Here is a 16,929-nt window from a genome sequence, read left to right on the forward strand (position 1 = left end):
TCACCATGATACTGCCTGACGCCGAAGCCACCTTTGAGGTGCTGCTGCAAAAGCTGAAACCGCTCATCACCGACAACACTGCACTGGTAGGTATTCACAGTGGTGGGGTCTGGCTGGTAGACCGCCTGCTGCCACTGCTGGGCCGCCCAGTGGCACGCGGAACGCTGGATATCTCGTTTTATCGGGATGATTTCGACCAGCGTGGCCTGCGTGCTGAAAACAAGCCATCGCAGATTCCCTTTGATGTACAGGATCAGCACATCATCCTGGTTGACGATGTGTTTCATACTGGCCGCACCATACGCGCTGCCATGAACGAGCTGTTTGATTACGGCCGCCCAGCCAGCATCAGCCTTGCGGTACTGGTGGACAGGGGTGGCCGAGAGTTGCCCATCGTGCCGCAGATTGTCGCGGCCGATATTCCACTGCCCGTAAGCCAGAACTTGCAACTGCTGCAATCGGAAGACGGCCGTTTCCATTTTGAACTGAAAGACAGCCTCTGATGCTTAACCCCCAACTTACCCCGGATGGCAAGCTGCGACACCTGCTGTCTACCGAAGGCCTGCCGCGCGCCATCCTTAACCAGATTCTGGATACCGCGGAATCCTTTGTCGGGGTGGCCGAGCGCGAAGTGAAAAAAGTGCCGCTGCTGCGCGGAAAAACCGTGTGCAACATCTTCTTCGAAAACAGCACGCGCACCCGCACTACCTTCGAGATTGCCGCCAAGCGCCTGTCCGCTGACGTGATCAACCTCAACGTCAACACCTCGTCGCAATCCAAGGGCGAGACCATCCTGGACACCATAGACAACCTCACGGCCATGCACGCCGACATGTTCGTCATCCGCCACGCGCAATCCGGTGCTGCTCACCTGATCGCGCAGCATGTGGCGCCGCATATCCACGTGATCAATGCCGGTGATGGCCGCCATGCGCACCCGACCCAGGGCTTGCTGGATGTATTCACCATCCGCCGCTACAAGCCGGACATGCACAACCTGCGAGTGGCGCTAGTAGGGGATGTGCTGCATTCGCGCGTGGCCCGCTCCGAGATTCATGCCCTGACCACGCTGGGCGTGCCTGAAGTGCGCGTCATCGCGCCCAAGACCCTGCTCCCGCAGCACGTAGAAAAACTGGGCGTGCAGGTGTATCACGACATGCGCGAAGGCCTGAAGGATGTGGATGTGATCATGATGCTGCGCCTGCAGAACGAACGCATGAGTGGCGCCCTGCTACCCAGCGCGCAGGAGTACTTCAAGTGTTATGGCCTGACCCCGGAAAAACTGGCCCTCGCCAAGCCGGATGCCATTGTCATGCATCCCGGCCCCATGAACCGTGGGGTAGAAATCGACTCCGCCGTCGCCGACGGCAAACAATCCGTGATATTGCCCCAGGTCACTTATGGTATCGCCGTACGCATGGCGGTCATGTCCATGCTTGCAGGAAACAGCGCATGAAAATACTGATTAAAAACGGGCGCCTGATCGACCCCAAAAACAACATCGACACCACGCAGGATATCTACATTGCCGCAGGCAAGATCGTCGGCATAGGCAGCGGCCCTGCTGGCTTCGAAGCGACACAGACTCTGGATGCCAGCGGCTTGCTGGTGTTGCCCGGACTGGTGGATTTGTCCGCCCGCCTGCGCGAGCCCGGCTTTGAGCACAAAGCCACGCTGGAAAGTGAAATGCAGGCCGCCGTCGCTGGCGGTGTTACCAGCCTGGCCTGCCCGCCCGATACCGATCCGGTGCTGGATGAACCCGGCCTGGTGGAAATGCTCAAGCACAAGGCCAAGCAATTGCACCTGGCCCATGTGTATCCGCTGGGCGCCATTACGCGCCAGTTGCAGGGCAAACAGCTGACTGAAATGTCCGAACTGACCGAGGCCGGTTGTGTAGGTTTTTCGCAAGCCGATGTCGCGATTACCGACACCCAGGTGTTGTGGCGCGCCATGCAATACGCCGCCACCTTTGGCTATACCATCTGGCTGCGGCCGGAAGAACCTTACCTCGCCAGCGGCGGCACAGCTCACGACGGCGAAGTCGCCAGCCGCCTCGGCCTCAAAGGCATCCCGGCGGCAGCGGAAACGCTGGCGATTGCCAGCATCCTGACCATTGCCCGCGAAACAGGCGCCAGCATCCACCTGTGCCGACTTTCCACGGCGGAAGGTGTGGAAATGGTGCGCGCAGCCAAGCGGCAAGGCCTGCCTGTTACCTGCGATGTCAGCATCAACCACCTACACCTGACAGAGCATGACATCGGATACTTTGACCCCAACTGCCACCTGCGTCCGCCATTGCGCGGCCAGCGCGATCGCGATGCCCTGCGTCAGGGCGTCATCGACGGCACCATTGATGCCATTTGCTCGGATCACACGCCCGTGGATGACGACGCCAAACTGCAACCGTTTGGGGAAGCGGAAGCCGGGGCCACCGGGCTGGAGTTGTTGTTGCCCCTGGTATGCAAATGGGCTGATGAGCAGAATATTCCACTGACCCAGGCTCTTGCCGCCGTCACCACCAAGGCAGCGGCCATACTGGATATTCCAGCGGGCGAGTTATCCTTGCACGCAGACGCCGACCTTTGTCTGCTTGACCGGGCACAGGAGTGGAAAGTGGAAGCCAATGCGCTACAAAGCCAGGGCAAAAATACCCCCTTCCTGGGGCTGCACTTGCGGGGCAAGGTACGCTATACCCTGGTCAACGGCCAGCTGGTTTATCAGGCCGCATAATTCGTCCGAGGCCTGACCATGGCCGCAGATCGCAAAAACGCCAGCCACATCGGCTGGCGTTATTTTTTTATCGATTGCCGGCGGGGCGCCCGCTTCCTCGGCGGCTTTACCGCATTCTCCAGCGCGGAGGCATCCAGCGGCACCAGTCCCTGATCACGGCCCAGCACCTGCAACAGCTTGCGGGCATCAAACGGTGCACGCACCTTGATGTCATTATCAAAATAACAATAGATATCCCGCGCCCTGGCAGATGGCGCAGCATCCGCTTCCGCAACCCGACTGGCGTCAGCGGGTTCATCACCATGGCTCCACTGGCTGATACGTTTCGCCCAGCGCTTCAAGGCCTCTTCGCCATAGCCGCTGGCGTATAACTCCGCATCGCCATGCAAGCGCAGGTAAACAAAATCTGCCGTCACATCTTCCATATACGGCCATTTGCCTGCGGTATCCGCCACGACCAGCGCCACTCCATATTGGCGTAACAAGGCAATGAATTCCGCATGCTCAAAACTGGCGTTCCGTATTTCCACCGCATGCCGCAGGCGCCGCTTCTCATCCACTTCAAACCATGTCTTGCCCGCCATTTCCGGACTATGGTGGCGGGCCAGCGTAGCGGCGGCATGGGTATCGCGTGGCAGCTGTTGCAGGAAATGCTCGAACAGGGCAGCATCGAATTTAAAACTGGGCGGGAATTGCCATAGGATGGGACCTAGCTTCTCCTTAAGTGCCAGCAGACCAGAGGCAAAAAAATTCGCCATGGCAGTCTCAATATCGCGCAGACGCAGGATATGCGTGACATAACGCGTGGCTTTAATGCTGAAAATGAAATCGGAAGGAGTTTGCTGATACCAGCGCTGGTAACTGGTCGGGCGCTGCAATCCATAAAACGAGCCGTTCAGCTCAATGCTGGGCAGCGCACGGGAGGCAAACTCAAGCTCCCGCGCCTGCGTGAGGTCTTCGGGATAAAAGACGCCACGCCAGGGAGGATATCGCCAACCCGAAATACCAATCCGTATATCAGCTGCCATATCCGTTGGTAAGCGAAGTCAGGGCAAAGTTCTTCCCCCCAGATGACCAGCACCAATCACTACGGCGTTTGAAAGCTAGACTATTCCCAGTTTATCGAGCCCGGAGGACATATCGCGATCTTGCGCGTCCTTGCCTTCCAGCTTGATCTTGAGGCGAATATCGTTGATGGAGTCTGCATTGCGCAGCGCATCTTCGTAGCTGATTTCATCGCGCTCATACAAATCAAACAGGGCCTGGTCAAAGGTCTGCATGCCCAATTCACGTGACTTCGCCATGATCTCCTTGATGCCATGCACTTCGCCCTTCAGCACCAGGTCAGAAATAAGGGGGGAGTTCAGCATGATCTCAATCGCCGCCGCACGGCCCTGACCATCACGCTTGGGGATCAGACGCTGCGAGACAAAGGCCCGCATGTTCAGCGACAGATCCATCAGCAATTGCTGACGACGCTCTTCAGGGAAGAAGTTGATGATACGGTCCAGCGCCTGATTGGTGCTGTTGGCGTGCAGGGTCGCCATGCACAGGTGGCCGGTTTCGGCAAAGGCAATGGCGTAGTCCATGGTTTCGCGGTCGCGGATCTCGCCGATCATGATCACATCAGGCGCCTGGCGCAGGGTGTTTTTCAGCGCGGCAAACCAGTTATCGGTATCCACGCCCACTTCGCGCTGGGTCACGATGCAGTTTTTGTGGTCATGTATGAATTCAATCGGGTCTTCAATGGTGATGATATGACCGTAACTGTTTTCGTTGCGGTAGCCCATCATCGCCGCCAGCGTGGTGGATTTGCCGGAGCCCGTGCCGCCGACCAGAATCACCAGGCCGCGCTTGGTCATGGAGACTTCCTTCAACACCTCGGGCAGGCGCAGGTCATCAAACTTGGGAATAGCCGAGGTAATGGTCCGGAATACCAGACCGACCGAGCCACGCTGCACAAAGGCATTGACCCGGAACCGGGCCACACGCGGCATGCTGATGGCGAAGTTACATTCGCGGGTCGCTTCGAATTCGGCAGCCTGCTTGTCGTTCATGATGGCGCGGGCAATCTCGCGCACGTGCTGGGGCGTGAGTGGCTGGCTGCTCATGGGCGTCATCTTGCCGTCGATCTTCATTGCCGGTGGAAAGGCCGCCGTGATGAACAGATCAGAGGCTTTCTTGGCAATCATCATGCGCAACAAATCAAAAACAAACTTCTCTGCCTGACCTTCTTCCATGGAAGACTACCTTAAATAAACGTGTTGAATAATCGTACGAAAAGCTGCTTAGCCGCCGAAGGATTCCTTGTTGGCGGCCTTGCCTCGGGCTTCGCCCACCGAAATGATATTGCGCTTCACCAGTTCCTGCAGGTTTTGGTCCAGCGTCTGCATGCCCACATTCTGCCCGGTCTGGATGGCGGAATACATCTGCGCAATCTTGTTCTCGCGGATGAGGTTACGGATGGCTGGCGTGCCTATCATGATCTCATGCGCGGCGACACGGCCCTGCTCATCTTTGGTTTTGCACAGGGTTTGCGAGATCACGGCCCGCAACGACTCGGAGAGCATGGAGCGCACCATTTCCTTTTCGGCAGCGGGGAATACATCGACGATACGGTCTATTGTTTTGGCCGCCGAGCTGGTATGCAGGGTGCCAAACACCAGGTGGCCGGTTTCAGCGGCCGACAGGGCCAGGCGTATGGTTTCCAGGTCGCGCATTTCGCCAACCAGAATCACGTCAGGGTCTTCACGCAGAGCTGAGCGCAAGGCATTCGAGAACGACAGGGTATGTGGACCGACCTCACGCTGGTTGATCAAACACTTTTTCGAGGTGTGGACGAACTCAATCGGGTCTTCCACCGTCAGGATATGGCCGTACTCGTTTTCATTGATGAAATCGACCATGGCCGCCAGCGTAGTGGATTTGCCGGAGCCGGTAGGGCCGGTCACCAGCACGATGCCGCGCGGGTTTTGCGCGATTTCACGGAAGATAGGCGGACAGTTCAGCTCTTCCATGCTCAGAATCTTGGAAGGAATGGTACGAAATACCGCGCCCGCACCGCGATTCTGGTTGAAGGCATTGACCCGGAAACGGGCAAGATTGGGAATCTCGAACGAGAAATCGCACTCCAGGGTTTCTTCGTAAATCTTGCGCTGGCCGTCGTTCATGATGTCATACACCATGTCGTGCACCTGGCTGTGATCCATGGACGGCAGGTTGATTTTGCGCACGTCGCCATGCACCCGGATCATGGGTGGCATACCGGCGGAAAGATGCAAATCAGAAGCCTTGTTTTTAACCGAGAACGCCAGCAAATCCGAAATATCCACCCTAGGCTCCTGCTATAATTTTATAAAAATGATGAATGGATTATGAGCGCAATCACAGAACGCTTGCAAGCCGTGCAAGCCCGTATTTGTCAGTCGGCCACGGCCGCTGGACGCGACCCGCAGGAGATTACCCTGCTGGCCGTCAGCAAGGCGCAAAACGCCGATGCTATCCGCGATGCATGGGCCGCTGGTCAGCGACGGTTTGGCGAGAATTACCTGCAAGAAGCCCTGAACAAACAGGCGCTGCTGCAAGACCTGCCGATTGAGTGGCACTTCATCGGGCCCATCCAGAGCAACAAGACCCAGCCTATCGCCCAGCATTTCAGCTGGGTGCATGGTGTGGACCGGCTCAAGATTGCCGAGCGTCTGAACGCGGCCAGGCCAGCGGAGCTGCCCCCACTGCAGATATGCCTGCAAGTGAATGTCAGCCATGAGGAAAGCAAAAGCGGCATTGCGCCAGAGGAGGCTTATGCCTTGGCGAGTGCCATCGCCCAATTGCCGCGCCTGCAACTGCGCGGCCTGATGGCGATACCTGCCCCTACGCCCGATATGGAATTGCAACGTGCACAGTTTAGAATGGTGCGCGCCCTGTATGATGCGCTGAGGCAGCAAGGCATCGCGCTGGATACCTTGTCGATAGGCATGTCGGAAGATTTTCCGGTTGCCATAGGCGAAGGCGCCACTATCGTGCGGGTGGGCTCGGCCATTTTCGGCCTACGTCCGAAGAAGGCAGCGACGGCATGACCTGCGGGGAGCGCATGTGAGGACAACAGCAATACACAGTGCAACGCAAAACAACTTTAAATACTGAACGATAAACCATGACAAAAATCAGTTTCATCGGCGGCGGCAATATGGCGCGCGCCCTTATCGGCGGCCTGCAGAGCAATGGCTACGCCATGGATGCCATCAGCGTCATCGAGCCGGATGCCGACAAGCGCCAGCAACTGCACGCAGAATATGGTGTGCATGTGACCGAGCAACTGCCCAGCGTGAGCAGTGCCGATGTCATTGTGCTGGCCGTGAAGCCGCAGCAACTGCGCGACCTGGCCATCTTTCTGGGCAGCCTGCTGCATGAGCAGCTGGTGATCTCGATTGCCGCCGGCATCCGCAGCCAGGATCTGGGGCGCTGGCTTGGCGGTTACCAGGCCATCGTACGCGTCATGCCGAATACACCGGCGCAGATACAGGCAGGGATTTCTGCCTTGTACGCCTTGCCTGCCGTCAGCGCCGCACAAAAAGACATTGCCGATACCATCATGCAGGCCGCGGGCAAAACCGTGTGGCTGGATGCCGAGCAGAAAATGGATGCGGTCACCGCCATCTCCGGTAGCGGCCCCGCCTATGTGTTTTATTTCATAGAGGCCATGCAGCAAGCCGCGCTGGAGCTGGGCCTGAGTGCAGAAGACGCCCGTTTGCTCAGCCTGCAGACCTTTGCTGGAGCAACCGCCCTCGCCGCCCAGAGCAGCGAGACGCCCGCCACGTTGCGCGCGCAGGTGACTTCCAAAGGCGGCACCACCGAACGCGCTCTGCTCTCCATGGATACCGCCGGGGTTAAAAACGCCATTATTCAGGCGGCTCACGCTGCTGCCGCCCGCTCTGCCGAGCTGGGCGACCAATTAGGTAAGGAATGACATGATCGCCAACGCTTTGCAATTTCTGCTGGAAACCATACTCGGCATGTTTACCCTGGCCGCGCTGCTGCGTTTTTACCTGCAGCTGACTGGCGCCCCTTTCAAAAACCCGGCATCGCAATTCGTCGTGGCGATTACCAACTTTGCAGTCAAGCCGCTGCGCCGGGTGATTCCTGGCTGGGGCGGGCTGGATATCTCCACGCTGATCGTGGCTTTTGTCGCCCAGCTGATATTGAAGCTCGCTTCATTATGGTTGAGTGATTTTCCGCTGATGGTTGCAGGCGGTGGCGTATGGATTGCGCTGGTGGGCCTCGCCGTGGTCGGGCTGATCAAGCTCAGCATTTATATCTTCCTGTATGCCGTTATCCTGCAGGCTATCCTGAGCTGGGTGAATCCCTACACGGTGATTACTCCAGTGCTGGATGCTTTGACCCGTCCCATATTGGCCCCGCTGCGTAATCGGGTACCGCTGGTAGGCGGCTTTGATCTGACGCCGATTCTGGTCTTCATCATCGCGCAATTGCTATTGATGCTGGTCGTGGCGCCACTGGAGCTGCAATTCCTGAAGCTGTTCTAAGCTACAGTCTCTTCGCAGAGACCCAATAAAAAACGGCGCGATCAAATGGTCGCGCCGTTTTTTATTTATCAAGCATGCCGCCTTACATCAGGATGATGTCGAAGTTTTCCTGCGGATATTGGGTTTCGGCCTGCAGCGATACCGGCTTGCCAATAAAGTCCGACAGATTGGCCAGACTCTGCGACTCCTCATCCAGCAACAGATCAATCACCTTGGGCGAGGCCAGCACGCGCAACTCGCGCGCCGTGAATTGGCGGGCATGCCGCAACAGCTCGCGCAGGATTTCATAGCAAATGGTTTGCGCAGTTTTGATTTCACCGCGGCCCTGACAGGCCGGACATGGTTCACACAGGATGTGCGCGAGACTTTCGCGCGTTCGCTTGCGTGTCATTTCCACCAGGCCTAGTGCCGAGAACCCGCTGATACCGGTCCGGGCGCGGTCTTTGGCCAGGGCGCGTTTCAGTTCATCCAGCACCGCCACGCGATGTTCATCCTCATCCATGTCTATGAAGTCGATGATGATAATGCCGCCCAGATTTCGCAGGCGCAGCTGCCGGGCAATGCATTGCGACGCCTCAAGATTGGTTTTGAAGATGGTGTCGGCCAGACTGCGGCCATTGACGAAACCGCCGGTGTTCACGTCCACCGTGGTCAGTGCTTCGGTCTGATCAAAAATGAGATAGCCGCCAGACTTCATCTCCACCTTGCGCGACATCGCACGCTCGATTTCCTGCTCCACGTGGTACATATCAAACAGCGGGCGCTCGCCCTGGTAATGTTCCAGCTTTTTCACCGCACCTATCGCGTAGTGCTGACCAAACTCCAATAGTTTCTGGTAAGTCTCGCGCGAGTCCACCAGCACGCGGTCGGTGTCTTCGTTCACCACATCGCGCAACACGCGCATGGGCAGGCTGAGATCCTGAAACACCAACGAACGGTCTGCCGCGCCATGGCTGGCCGCCTGGATATTGCTCCAGACCTTGTTAAGATAATCCACATCCGCCAGCAGCTCATCATCGGTGGCGGTCTCAGACATAGTGCGTATGATGTAACCGCCCTGCCGGTTTTCCGGCAACAACCTCAGCAACCGCTCTTTCAGAAATTCGCGCTCGGCTTCGTCTTCAATCCGCTGCGACACGCCGATATGCTGCTGCTGGGGCAGATACACCAGAAAGCGCCCGGCAATGCTGATCTGGGTGGTAAGGCGTGCGCCTTTAGTCCCTATCGGCTCCTTGATCACCTGCACCATGATGGGCTGGCCTTCGTGCAGCACTTCCTGGATGGTTTTTTCCTTGTCCTTGTCGCTATTGGCGCACTCCAGCACATCGGCCACATGCAGAAATGCCGCGCGCTGCAGGCCGATCTCGACAAACGCAGACTGCATGCCCGGCAACACCCGGCAGACGCGGCCCCGGTAGATATTGCCCACCAGACCCAGCGAGGTATTGCGCTCGATATGCAGCTCCTGCACGATGCACTGCTCGATAATGGCTACCCGCGTTTCTTGCGGGGTCACGTTGATCAGAATGTCTTCACTCATTTACCAGCTCTCTGCCATGCATGCATGACGTTCACAACACGGAAATTCCTGCCTGCTTCAATAGTTCGGACGTCTCAAATACCGGCAAGCCCATCACCCCGGAATAGCTGCCCTCAATACGGCGAATAAAAGTACTGGCCAAGCCCTGGATGCCATAGGCCCCGGCTTTGTCACGCGGCTCGCCGGTGGCAATGTAAGCCTGAATGGTGGCCTCGTCCAGCGTCGTCATCTCCACACGGGTGGTAGACAAACGGACATGCACGCCAGATGCCGAGGCGACAGCCACACCGGTGTGCACCTCATGCCAGCGCCCGGACATGCGCAACAGCATCGCGCGGGCATCCGCATCGTCTTCCGGCTTGCCAAGTATCAGGCCATCAATCGCTACCGTGGTATCCGCGGCGAGCAGGGGGAGGGCTTCACCCCCCTGCGCCTGCAATGCGGCAAGGCCGGTTTCCGCCTTGGCTTGCGCCAGGCGCAGCACATAATCGTGGGGGGCTTCATCGGGCAACGGTGACTCATCCACATCGGCCGCCATGAATATCGTCTCCAGGCCCAACTGCTGGAGCAGCTCGGCACGGCGCGGAGAACGCGATGCCAGGTATAGGCGTTTTTTCATCATGATCGCTGCAAGGGTTCCTCTACCGCCTGACGCTTGGCTTCGCCACACAACAAGCCCACCAGCGCCAGCGCAAACGACATCGCCGTGCCGGGTCCGCGCGAGGTGACGATGTTGCCATCTGTGACCACGGCATCTTCCAAATAGTGATGCGTGCCCGGCAACTGATCCAGCACACCGGGGAAGCTGGTTGCGCGCTTGCCTTCAAGCAATCCGGCCGCATGCAGGGCCATGGGCGCCGCGCAGATGGCGGCAATATAGCGGCCTTCTGCAGCATAGTGCGTCAGCAGTGCCTGAATGCGCGCATCGTTTTTCAAATGCTCGGAACCTGGCATGCCGCCGGGCAATACCAGCATGTCGAATGGTTGCTGCAGCACCTCATCCAGCAAGGCATCCGCCAGCAGGCGCGTTCCACGGCTACAGACCACCGGGCCTGGCGTCAAACTGGCCGCCACAACATCCACGCCAGCACGGCGCAGAATGTCCATCACGATGACGGCTTCCATCTCTTCACAGCCTGGGGCCAGTGGAATCAATACAGAGGGCATAAAACCTTGTGCGGCAGTTATAATCAAATGGTGACAAATACTAACTGATGTCTACAAAAACCACCAACCGAAGCCTGTCACGGAGAATCTGAAGCTATGAGCGAATGGGCCTACCTGTTCAAAACCGGCATTGCCCTGTTTGCCATCGTCAACCCGGTGGGCAGCGTGCCTATCTTTATCAGCGCCACCGATGGCTGGAGCCCCAAGGATAGGGCACGCACCGCCAAAACGGTTGGGCTGACGGTATTTGTTGTGCTGATGACCTCGGCGTTTCTTGGCAATGGCATTCTGGATTTTTTCAGCATCAGCATTCCCTCGTTTCAGGTCGGTGGCGGCATACTGGTCATGCTGATCGCCATCTCCATGATGCACGGCAAACAAAGCCACGCCCGGCAGACGCCGGAAGAGGCCCAGGCAGTCGCCGAGCGTGAGGTCATCGCCATAGTGCCGCTCAGCATTCCGCTACTGGCGGGGCCGGGCGCCATCAGTAGCATGATCATCACGGCGCAAAAGCATTCCGGTTTCTGGGGGCATGTGTCATTGATTGTGCCGGTAGCCGCGGTATGCCTGCTGATCTGGCTGACCTTGCGACTGTCTTCGGCGATCGCTCACAAGCTGGGAACACTGGGGATTAACATCGTGACCCGCCTGATGGGCCTGATTCTGGCGGCCATGGCGGTGGAGTTCATTGCGCAGGGTATTAGCGGACTTTTTCCCGGTTTGAATGGCTAAGCCGTAGCAAGCGCGGTAAAATATGCAATTTTTCAAGCAATTGCATGGTCTGGAAACCCAACACCACTGTCGCCGCCATCGTTGAGCAGGACGGCAAATTCCTGCTGGTAGAAGAAGACACCGCCGACGGCGTGCGCTTCAACCAGCCGGCGGGCCATCTTGAACGTGGCGAATCGCTGCTGGAAGCCGTGATCCGCGAAACCCGCGAAGAATCCGCCTACCGCTTTGAGCCGCAGGCCTTGCTCGGCATTTACCAGTGGCACCATCCGCAAAAAGACATTACCTATATGCGGTATGCCTTTATTGGCGCAGTGTCCGACCATGATCCCGAGCAGCCACTGGATAGCGGCATACGGCGCGCCTTGTGGATGAGCCTGGAGGAAATCCAGGCATGCCGCGCGCTGCATCGCAGCCCGCAGGTGCTGACCTGCATCGAACATTACCTGGCGGGACAACGTTTCCCGCTCAACATCATTACCCATCTGGAACGCGGTGAACCATGAGTAAAAAGCGTGTAGTCGTTGGCCTCTCCGGCGGCGTCGACTCTTCTGTAACGGCCTTGCTATTGAAGGAGCAAGGCTATGACGTCGTGGGTCTTTTCATGAAAAATTGGGAAGACGACGACACCGATGAATACTGCCCGGCCAAGCAGGACCTGATAGATGCCGCGGCGGTCGCCGACAAGATCGGCATTGAGCTGGAAGCGGTTAACTTCAGCAAGGAATACAAAGAACGTGTTTTCCAGAATTTTCTGGAAGAGTATCAGGCGGGCCGCACGCCGAATCCGGACATCTTCTGCAACTCGGAAATCAAGTTCAAGGCCTTTCTGGATCATGCCATGGGCCTGGGCGCCGACCTGATCGCGACCGGTCATTACGCGCAAGTGCGTGAGAAAAACGGCTTGTTCCAGCTATTAAAGGCAGAAGACGGCAGCAAGGACCAAAGCTATTTTCTGTATCGCCTTAACCAGCTTCAGCTCAGCAAAACCCTGTTTCCGCTGGGTGGCCTGCTGAAGCGCGAGGTGCGTGAAATCGCCCATCGCGAAGGCTTGGTCACGGCAGGCAAAAAAGACTCCACCGGCATCTGCTTTATCGGCGAGCGTCCCTTCCGCGAGTTCCTCAATCGTTACCTGCCGCGCGAACCCGGCGAAATGCAAACGCCGGAAGGCAAAGTGGTGGGCGAACACGAGGGCCTGATGTATTACACACTGGGTCAGCGCCAGGGCCTGAAAATAGGCGGCTCGCGCGAAAGCAATGGCGAGCCGTGGTTTGTGGCAGGCAAGGATATGCAGCGCAATGTGCTGATCGTCGTGCAGGGCCATGACCACCCGCTGCTATGCAACGATGGCCTGGTGGCCAGCCAATTACACTGGATTGCAGGCGAAGCGCCGGAAACGCATTGGGTATATGCGGCCAAGACCCGCTATCGCCAGCCAGATGCGCCTTGCGAGATTGATCGCCTGGAAGAAAGCGAAACCGAAATCCGTTTCGGCCAGCCGCAATGGGCGATCACGCCGGGGCAATCCGCCGTGGTGTATGAAAGTCAGGTGTGTTTGGGTGGCGGCATCATTACCCGCGCAGTTTGACAGGCGCCGTTTGATAGAAAGTGTGGCTGGACTGCTCGATGGCAGCCGCATTTGAAGCTGGGGCGGAAGAAATGACCTTGAAGCCCCAGCATTGAACACCGGCAGGCTGCAGCACTGGACTCCCAGCACCGCCGCCTGCCATGCCATTATTGGGCGGGTGGCATCGTATCCTTGAACGAGGGGCGTTGCAGCATGGCCGCATAATGCCGGGCCAGGTTGGGGTAGGTGTCTTTCCAGCCAAGATGCGCATAGCGCAGATCCAGGTAGCCCAGCACACAGCCCAGTGCAATATCCGCAAGACTGAAGTTGCCGTTGACACACCATTTGGCCGCGCCCAGTTCATCATTCATGGCCGCAAGGCCGCGCGTGACTTTACCCATCTGTTTTTCCAGCGCAGCCGCATCCTGCTTTTCAGGCGCACGGCGACCTTCCATGATCACCGCCACGGCGGCATCGCACACGCCATCGGCCAGGGCTTCCCAGCGACGAACGCGAATTTTCTGCCCATGATCCTGTGGAATCAGATGAGCCACCGGGGTACGGTGATCCAGAAATTCGACGATCACGCGCGAATCAAAAATGCTCTCCCCATCATCCAGCACCAGAACGGGTATCTTGCCCAAGGGATTATGGTCGGGCACGGGGCAGTCAGGGTCAGAGAGCACCACCTGCACCATCTCGATATCAATCCGTTTTTCGGCAGCGACCACACGAACTTTGCGGGCATAAGGGCTGGTGAGTGAGTAATAGAGCTTCATAAGGATGGAGGATTCGACGAAGATAAGCTTAGTCGGCATTATAATGTAAATCATGACCACCACCCTATCCGTTCCCCTGCTCTCCCCCGAATTACAAAGCGCGATCCAGCGCAATATCGAGGCGGCCATTGCCGAAGACATTGCCAGCGGCGACCTGACCGCCAGTCTGGTACCCGCCGACCAGCATGCGCATGCCACCTTGATCAGCCGCGAGCCGGCGATACTATGCGGCATTCCCTGGGTGGAGGCCTGCTTTGCGCGATTGGCTCCACAAGCCAGGCTGCAGTGGCAGATCAGCGAAGGGGCTGAAGTCACCGCCGGACAAACCTTGTGCATCATCACCGGCAATGCCCGGCAAATTCTGACTGCCGAGCGCTGCGCGCTGAATTTCCTGCAGACCTTGTCGGCGACCGCCACGGTCACCGCGCGCTACGTGCAAGCGGTGCAGGGCACCAAAGCGCGAATTCTGGATACCCGTAAAACCCTGCCCGGACTGCGCATGGCACAAAAATATGCGGTCACCGTCGGCGGTGGCGTGAACCAGCGCATGGGCTTGTACGATGGCATTCTGATCAAGGAAAATCATATTACCGCTGCAGGCAGTATTGCGGCGGTGATGCAAGCCGCCATCAAATTGAGCTCGCATGCCAGCCTGCAGATTGAGGTGGAATCCCTGGCTCAGCTTGAAGAAGCACTGGCCGCAGGTGCAGAATTAATCCTGCTGGATAACTTTGATCTGGCCGGCATGCGCGAGGCAGTGGCACTGACTGCCGGACGTGCCATTCTGGAAGCATCGGGGGGAGTGGAGCTGAAGACCGTGCGCGCCATTGCGGAAACCGGTGTGGACCGCATTTCCATTGGCGGCCTGACCAAACACGTACATGCGATAGACTTATCGCTCCGGTTTCAAGACTGAATATCGAAGAGTGAAGATTCAAGAGTGAAGATTCAAAGTCTTGAAACAACAACACTTACAATCGTAAAAACGCTAGACCCGTGAGCGCGTTTGCCACTATCCTGAATGACTGAAATATGACAACAGGGCATACCGAAGGACCCCACATGAGCAAAGTCGCTGCCACAGCCAAACCTTTGCAAGGCCGCCTCACCATCGGCGATGTATTGCGCATGCTGGTGAATGACGGCATGGTGGAAAAAAAGGATGCCGAGCAGTTATATAAAGACCGCAAGCTGGACAAATCCAACCTGCATCCACTGGTCGTCATCGGCGAACAAAAGTGGAAAAGCCTGCTAAGCCCACACAAGCCCTTGTCCGTTGAAAACCTGACCGAGTGGCTGGCAAAACGGGTAGGCCTCGATTACTTTCACATAGACCCGCTCAATCTGGATTTCGGATCGGTAGCGCAAGTCGTCTCCAAAGCCTATGCCGAACGGCTGAAGATCATGCCGGTCAAGGTAGGCGCCAACGAAGCCACCATTGCCACCGCAGAGCCTTTCCTGACCGACTGGATTCCTGATCTTGAGCGCATCATGAATCTCAAGATACGCCTGGTCATCGCTAATCCGCTGGAGATCAACCGCTACCTGCCCGAGGTGTACAACCTCGCCAACTCCATCAATCTCGCCAATACGGCCAAGGCCGGGCAGATCATCGGGGTACAGAACTTCGAGCAACTGGTGGAGCTGGGCAAGAACAAGAACCTGGACGCCAACGAGCAACACATCGTCAACATCGTGGATTGGCTGTTCAAATACGCATTCGAGCAACGCGCCAGCGATATCCATCTGGAACCCCGCCGCAATATCGGCATCATGCGCTTCCGTATTGATGGCGTGCTGCATCAGGTGTACCAGTTGCCTTCCACCATCATGAATGCCATTACCAGCCGCATCAAACTGCTGGGCCGCATGGACATGGTGGAAAAACGCCGACCGCAGGATGGCCGCATCAAAACGCTGACCACCGAAGGCAATGAGGTCGAGCTGCGTCTTTCCACCATGCCGACCGCCTTTGGCGAAAAACTGGTGATGCGGGTATTTACCCCGGATGTCATCGTCAAGGACTTCATCGAACTGGGCTTTTCACCTGCGCAAGATGCGCAATGGCGCGCCTGGACCCGCCAACCGAACGGCATCATTCTGGTCACCGGTCCCACCGGCTCTGGCAAAACCACCACGCTGTATTCCACCCTCAAGCAACTGGCCACGCCAGAAGTCAACGTCTGCACGGTGGAAGAGCCGATTGAAATGGTGGAGCCGGCCTTCAACCAGATGCAGGTGCAGCAGAACATTGACCTCAGCTTTGCCGATGGCATACGCACGCTGCTGCGCCAGGATCCGGACATCATTATGGTGGGCGAAATCCGCGATGTGGAAACCGCCGAAATGGCCATCCAGGCGGCGCTTACCGGTCACCTTGTGCTGTCGACACTGCATACCAACGATGCGCCATCGGCCATTACCCGCCTGCTGGATCTTGGCGTGCCGTCCTACCTTATTCAGTCCACGGTGCTCGGCATCATGGCGCAACGGCTGGTGCGCACCCTCTGCCCTGCCTGCAAACAGCCCATCAACATAGACAGCGACCAGTGGCATCAATACACCGCACCATGGAAGCTGCCCGCGCCAGCACATGCACATGGCATTACCGGCTGCCTGGAATGCCGCATGACCGGCTATCGCGGCCGCAGCGGCATTTATGAAATGCTGACCATCACCCCCGAGATCAAAAAACTCATCACCCCGGATGCCGATCTGGCGAAAATTCGTGCCATGGCCTACAAGCAAGGCATGCAGCCATTGCTCATCAATGGCGCCGAAAAAATCGCGGCAGGACTCACCACCATGGAAGAATTGAGCAAGGTCGCGCCACCTCTGGAATAAGCCTCTTTGGCGCAAATTTCATTATCTGTG

Annotated in this window: 18 protein-coding genes; 11 read left to right on the forward strand and 7 right to left on the reverse strand. The window is 57.5% G+C overall.

All coding sequences use genetic code 11. The annotated features are described in order from the left end of the window. Nucleotides 1-5: 5 nt before the first annotated feature. From pyrR to ACWWD9_RS11050, 3 genes are read left to right on the forward strand one after another with little or no spacing between them, the layout of a single operon-like run. Entirely contained in the window at nucleotides 6-503 is a 498-nt protein-coding gene (pyrR, locus tag ACWWD9_RS11040) for a bifunctional pyr operon transcriptional regulator/uracil phosphoribosyltransferase PyrR (protein ID WP_015829494.1), read from the forward strand. Next, nucleotides 503-1,456, forward strand: a complete 954-nt coding sequence (locus ACWWD9_RS11045; RefSeq protein WP_013441458.1) for an aspartate carbamoyltransferase catalytic subunit — start codon at nucleotides 503-505, stop codon at nucleotides 1,454-1,456. The genes pyrR and ACWWD9_RS11045 overlap by 1 nt, the downstream gene beginning before the upstream one ends. Then, nucleotides 1,453-2,730 (forward strand): dihydroorotase, encoded by a 1,278-nt coding sequence (locus ACWWD9_RS11050; RefSeq protein ID WP_455867039.1) that lies wholly within the window; start codon nucleotides 1,453-1,455, stop codon nucleotides 2,728-2,730. The genes ACWWD9_RS11045 and ACWWD9_RS11050 overlap by 4 nt, the downstream gene beginning before the upstream one ends. A 59-nt stretch (nucleotides 2,731-2,789) precedes the next feature. Here ACWWD9_RS11050 and ACWWD9_RS11055 read toward each other — a convergent pair whose 3' ends face one another. From ACWWD9_RS11055 to ACWWD9_RS11065, 3 genes are all read right to left on the reverse strand, one after another. Beyond that, a complete protein-coding gene (locus ACWWD9_RS11055; RefSeq protein ID WP_455867040.1) occupies nucleotides 2,790-3,758 on the reverse strand; it encodes a DUF72 domain-containing protein in 969 nt (322 codons plus the stop codon). Between the two features lie 75 nt (nucleotides 3,759-3,833). Then, complete coding sequence (locus tag ACWWD9_RS11060) at nucleotides 3,834-4,970, reverse strand: PilT/PilU family type 4a pilus ATPase (protein ID WP_015829491.1); 1,137 nt, start codon at nucleotides 4,968-4,970, stop codon at nucleotides 3,834-3,836. Nucleotides 4,971-5,018: 48 nt separating this feature from the next. Then, nucleotides 5,019-6,062 carry a type IV pilus twitching motility protein PilT gene (locus ACWWD9_RS11065; protein WP_013441454.1) on the reverse strand — a complete coding sequence of 348 codons (1,044 nt, stop codon included), beginning with the start codon at nucleotides 6,060-6,062 and terminating at the stop codon, nucleotides 5,019-5,021. A gap of 42 nt (nucleotides 6,063-6,104) precedes the next feature. Between ACWWD9_RS11065 and ACWWD9_RS11070 the strand changes: the two genes are divergently transcribed. The 3 genes from ACWWD9_RS11070 (at nucleotide 6,105) to ACWWD9_RS11080 (ending at nucleotide 8,273) form a co-directional block, all read left to right on the forward strand. Further along, entirely contained in the window at nucleotides 6,105-6,806 is a 702-nt protein-coding gene (locus tag ACWWD9_RS11070; protein WP_455867041.1) for a YggS family pyridoxal phosphate-dependent enzyme, read from the forward strand. A 77-nt stretch (nucleotides 6,807-6,883) separates the two neighbouring features. Next, complete coding sequence (gene proC / locus ACWWD9_RS11075) at nucleotides 6,884-7,696, forward strand: pyrroline-5-carboxylate reductase (RefSeq protein WP_455867042.1); 813 nt, start codon at nucleotides 6,884-6,886, stop codon at nucleotides 7,694-7,696. A gap of 1 nt (nucleotide 7,697) precedes the next feature. Next, a complete protein-coding gene (locus tag ACWWD9_RS11080; RefSeq protein ID WP_159356516.1) occupies nucleotides 7,698-8,273 on the forward strand; it encodes a YggT family protein in 576 nt (191 codons plus the stop codon). A gap of 82 nt (nucleotides 8,274-8,355) precedes the next feature. Here the strand turns inward: ACWWD9_RS11080 and rng are convergent, their stop codons facing one another. The 3 genes from rng to ACWWD9_RS11095 are packed head-to-tail and all read right to left on the reverse strand — an operon-like array spanning nucleotide 8,356 to nucleotide 10,980. Next, the gene (gene rng, locus ACWWD9_RS11085; RefSeq protein WP_455867043.1) at nucleotides 8,356-9,813 is read right to left on the reverse strand and encodes a ribonuclease G; all 1,458 of its coding nucleotides are present in this window, start codon (nucleotides 9,811-9,813) and stop codon (nucleotides 8,356-8,358) included. Between the two features lie 31 nt (nucleotides 9,814-9,844). Next, nucleotides 9,845-10,435 (reverse strand): Maf family protein, encoded by a 591-nt coding sequence (locus ACWWD9_RS11090; RefSeq protein ID WP_455867044.1) that lies wholly within the window; start codon nucleotides 10,433-10,435, stop codon nucleotides 9,845-9,847. After that, nucleotides 10,432-10,980, reverse strand: coding sequence for a DJ-1 family glyoxalase III (locus ACWWD9_RS11095; RefSeq protein WP_455867045.1), 549 nt, complete (start codon nucleotides 10,978-10,980; stop codon nucleotides 10,432-10,434). Before ACWWD9_RS11095 ends, ACWWD9_RS11090 begins: the two co-directional genes overlap by 4 nt. A 96-nt stretch (nucleotides 10,981-11,076) precedes the next feature. On the opposite strand from ACWWD9_RS11095, the gene ACWWD9_RS11100 reads away from it, so the two are divergent. The 3 genes from ACWWD9_RS11100 to mnmA are packed head-to-tail and all read left to right on the forward strand — an operon-like array spanning nucleotide 11,077 to nucleotide 13,297. Beyond that, nucleotides 11,077-11,712, forward strand: coding sequence for a YchE family NAAT transporter (locus ACWWD9_RS11100; RefSeq protein WP_013441447.1), 636 nt, complete (start codon nucleotides 11,077-11,079; stop codon nucleotides 11,710-11,712). Between the two features lie 44 nt (nucleotides 11,713-11,756). Beyond that, nucleotides 11,757-12,215, forward strand: a complete 459-nt coding sequence (locus ACWWD9_RS11105) for an NUDIX hydrolase (RefSeq protein ID WP_015829484.1) — start codon at nucleotides 11,757-11,759, stop codon at nucleotides 12,213-12,215. Further along, the gene (gene mnmA, locus ACWWD9_RS11110; RefSeq protein ID WP_013441445.1) at nucleotides 12,212-13,297 is read left to right on the forward strand and encodes a tRNA 2-thiouridine(34) synthase MnmA; all 1,086 of its coding nucleotides are present in this window, start codon (nucleotides 12,212-12,214) and stop codon (nucleotides 13,295-13,297) included. The genes ACWWD9_RS11105 and mnmA overlap by 4 nt, the downstream gene beginning before the upstream one ends. A 146-nt stretch (nucleotides 13,298-13,443) precedes the next feature. Here the strand turns inward: mnmA and ACWWD9_RS11115 are convergent, their stop codons facing one another. Next, nucleotides 13,444-14,055 (reverse strand): glutathione S-transferase family protein, encoded by a 612-nt coding sequence (locus ACWWD9_RS11115; protein ID WP_159356551.1) that lies wholly within the window; start codon nucleotides 14,053-14,055, stop codon nucleotides 13,444-13,446. 52 nt (nucleotides 14,056-14,107) lie between these two features. Between ACWWD9_RS11115 and nadC the strand changes: the two genes are divergently transcribed. Beyond that, nucleotides 14,108-14,971, forward strand: a complete 864-nt coding sequence (nadC, locus tag ACWWD9_RS11120) for a carboxylating nicotinate-nucleotide diphosphorylase (RefSeq protein ID WP_455867046.1) — start codon at nucleotides 14,108-14,110, stop codon at nucleotides 14,969-14,971. Nucleotides 14,972-15,117: 146 nt separating this feature from the next. Next, nucleotides 15,118-16,899: a GspE/PulE family protein gene (locus tag ACWWD9_RS11125; protein WP_455867047.1), complete on the forward strand. Its 1,782-nt coding sequence runs from the start codon at nucleotides 15,118-15,120 to the stop codon at nucleotides 16,897-16,899. Nucleotides 16,900-16,929 lie beyond the last annotated feature (30 nt).

It is taken from the genome of Methylovorus sp. SPW-M1, from assembly GCF_053848825.1.

Excerpts from the sequence above, each read along its gene's own strand:
- pyrR (WP_015829494.1), top strand. The coding sequence starts at position 6 with ATGATACTGCCTGACGCCGAAGCCACCTTTGAGGTGCTGCTGCAAAAG.
- ACWWD9_RS11045 (WP_013441458.1), top strand. The coding sequence starts at position 503 with ATGCTTAACCCCCAACTTACCCCGGATGGCAAGCTGCGACACCTGCTG.
- ACWWD9_RS11050 (WP_455867039.1), top strand. The coding sequence starts at position 1,453 with ATGAAAATACTGATTAAAAACGGGCGCCTGATCGACCCCAAAAACAAC.
- ACWWD9_RS11055 (WP_455867040.1), bottom strand. The coding sequence starts at position 3,758 with ATGGCAGCTGATATACGGATTGGTATTTCGGGTTGGCGATATCCTCCC.
- ACWWD9_RS11060 (WP_015829491.1), bottom strand. The coding sequence starts at position 4,970 with ATGGAAGAAGGTCAGGCAGAGAAGTTTGTTTTTGATTTGTTGCGCATG.
- ACWWD9_RS11070 (WP_455867041.1), top strand. The coding sequence starts at position 6,105 with ATGAGCGCAATCACAGAACGCTTGCAAGCCGTGCAAGCCCGTATTTGT.
- proC (WP_455867042.1), top strand. The coding sequence starts at position 6,884 with ATGACAAAAATCAGTTTCATCGGCGGCGGCAATATGGCGCGCGCCCTT.
- ACWWD9_RS11080 (WP_159356516.1), top strand. The coding sequence starts at position 7,698 with ATGATCGCCAACGCTTTGCAATTTCTGCTGGAAACCATACTCGGCATG.
- rng (WP_455867043.1), bottom strand. The coding sequence starts at position 9,813 with ATGAGTGAAGACATTCTGATCAACGTGACCCCGCAAGAAACGCGGGTA.
- ACWWD9_RS11090 (WP_455867044.1), bottom strand. The coding sequence starts at position 10,435 with ATGATGAAAAAACGCCTATACCTGGCATCGCGTTCTCCGCGCCGTGCC.
- ACWWD9_RS11095 (WP_455867045.1), bottom strand. The coding sequence starts at position 10,980 with ATGCCCTCTGTATTGATTCCACTGGCCCCAGGCTGTGAAGAGATGGAA.
- ACWWD9_RS11100 (WP_013441447.1), top strand. The coding sequence starts at position 11,077 with ATGAGCGAATGGGCCTACCTGTTCAAAACCGGCATTGCCCTGTTTGCC.
- ACWWD9_RS11105 (WP_015829484.1), top strand. The coding sequence starts at position 11,757 with ATGGTCTGGAAACCCAACACCACTGTCGCCGCCATCGTTGAGCAGGAC.
- mnmA (WP_013441445.1), top strand. The coding sequence starts at position 12,212 with ATGAGTAAAAAGCGTGTAGTCGTTGGCCTCTCCGGCGGCGTCGACTCT.
- ACWWD9_RS11115 (WP_159356551.1), bottom strand. The coding sequence starts at position 14,055 with ATGAAGCTCTATTACTCACTCACCAGCCCTTATGCCCGCAAAGTTCGT.
- nadC (WP_455867046.1), top strand. The coding sequence starts at position 14,108 with ATGACCACCACCCTATCCGTTCCCCTGCTCTCCCCCGAATTACAAAGC.
- ACWWD9_RS11125 (WP_455867047.1), top strand. The coding sequence starts at position 15,118 with ATGAGCAAAGTCGCTGCCACAGCCAAACCTTTGCAAGGCCGCCTCACC.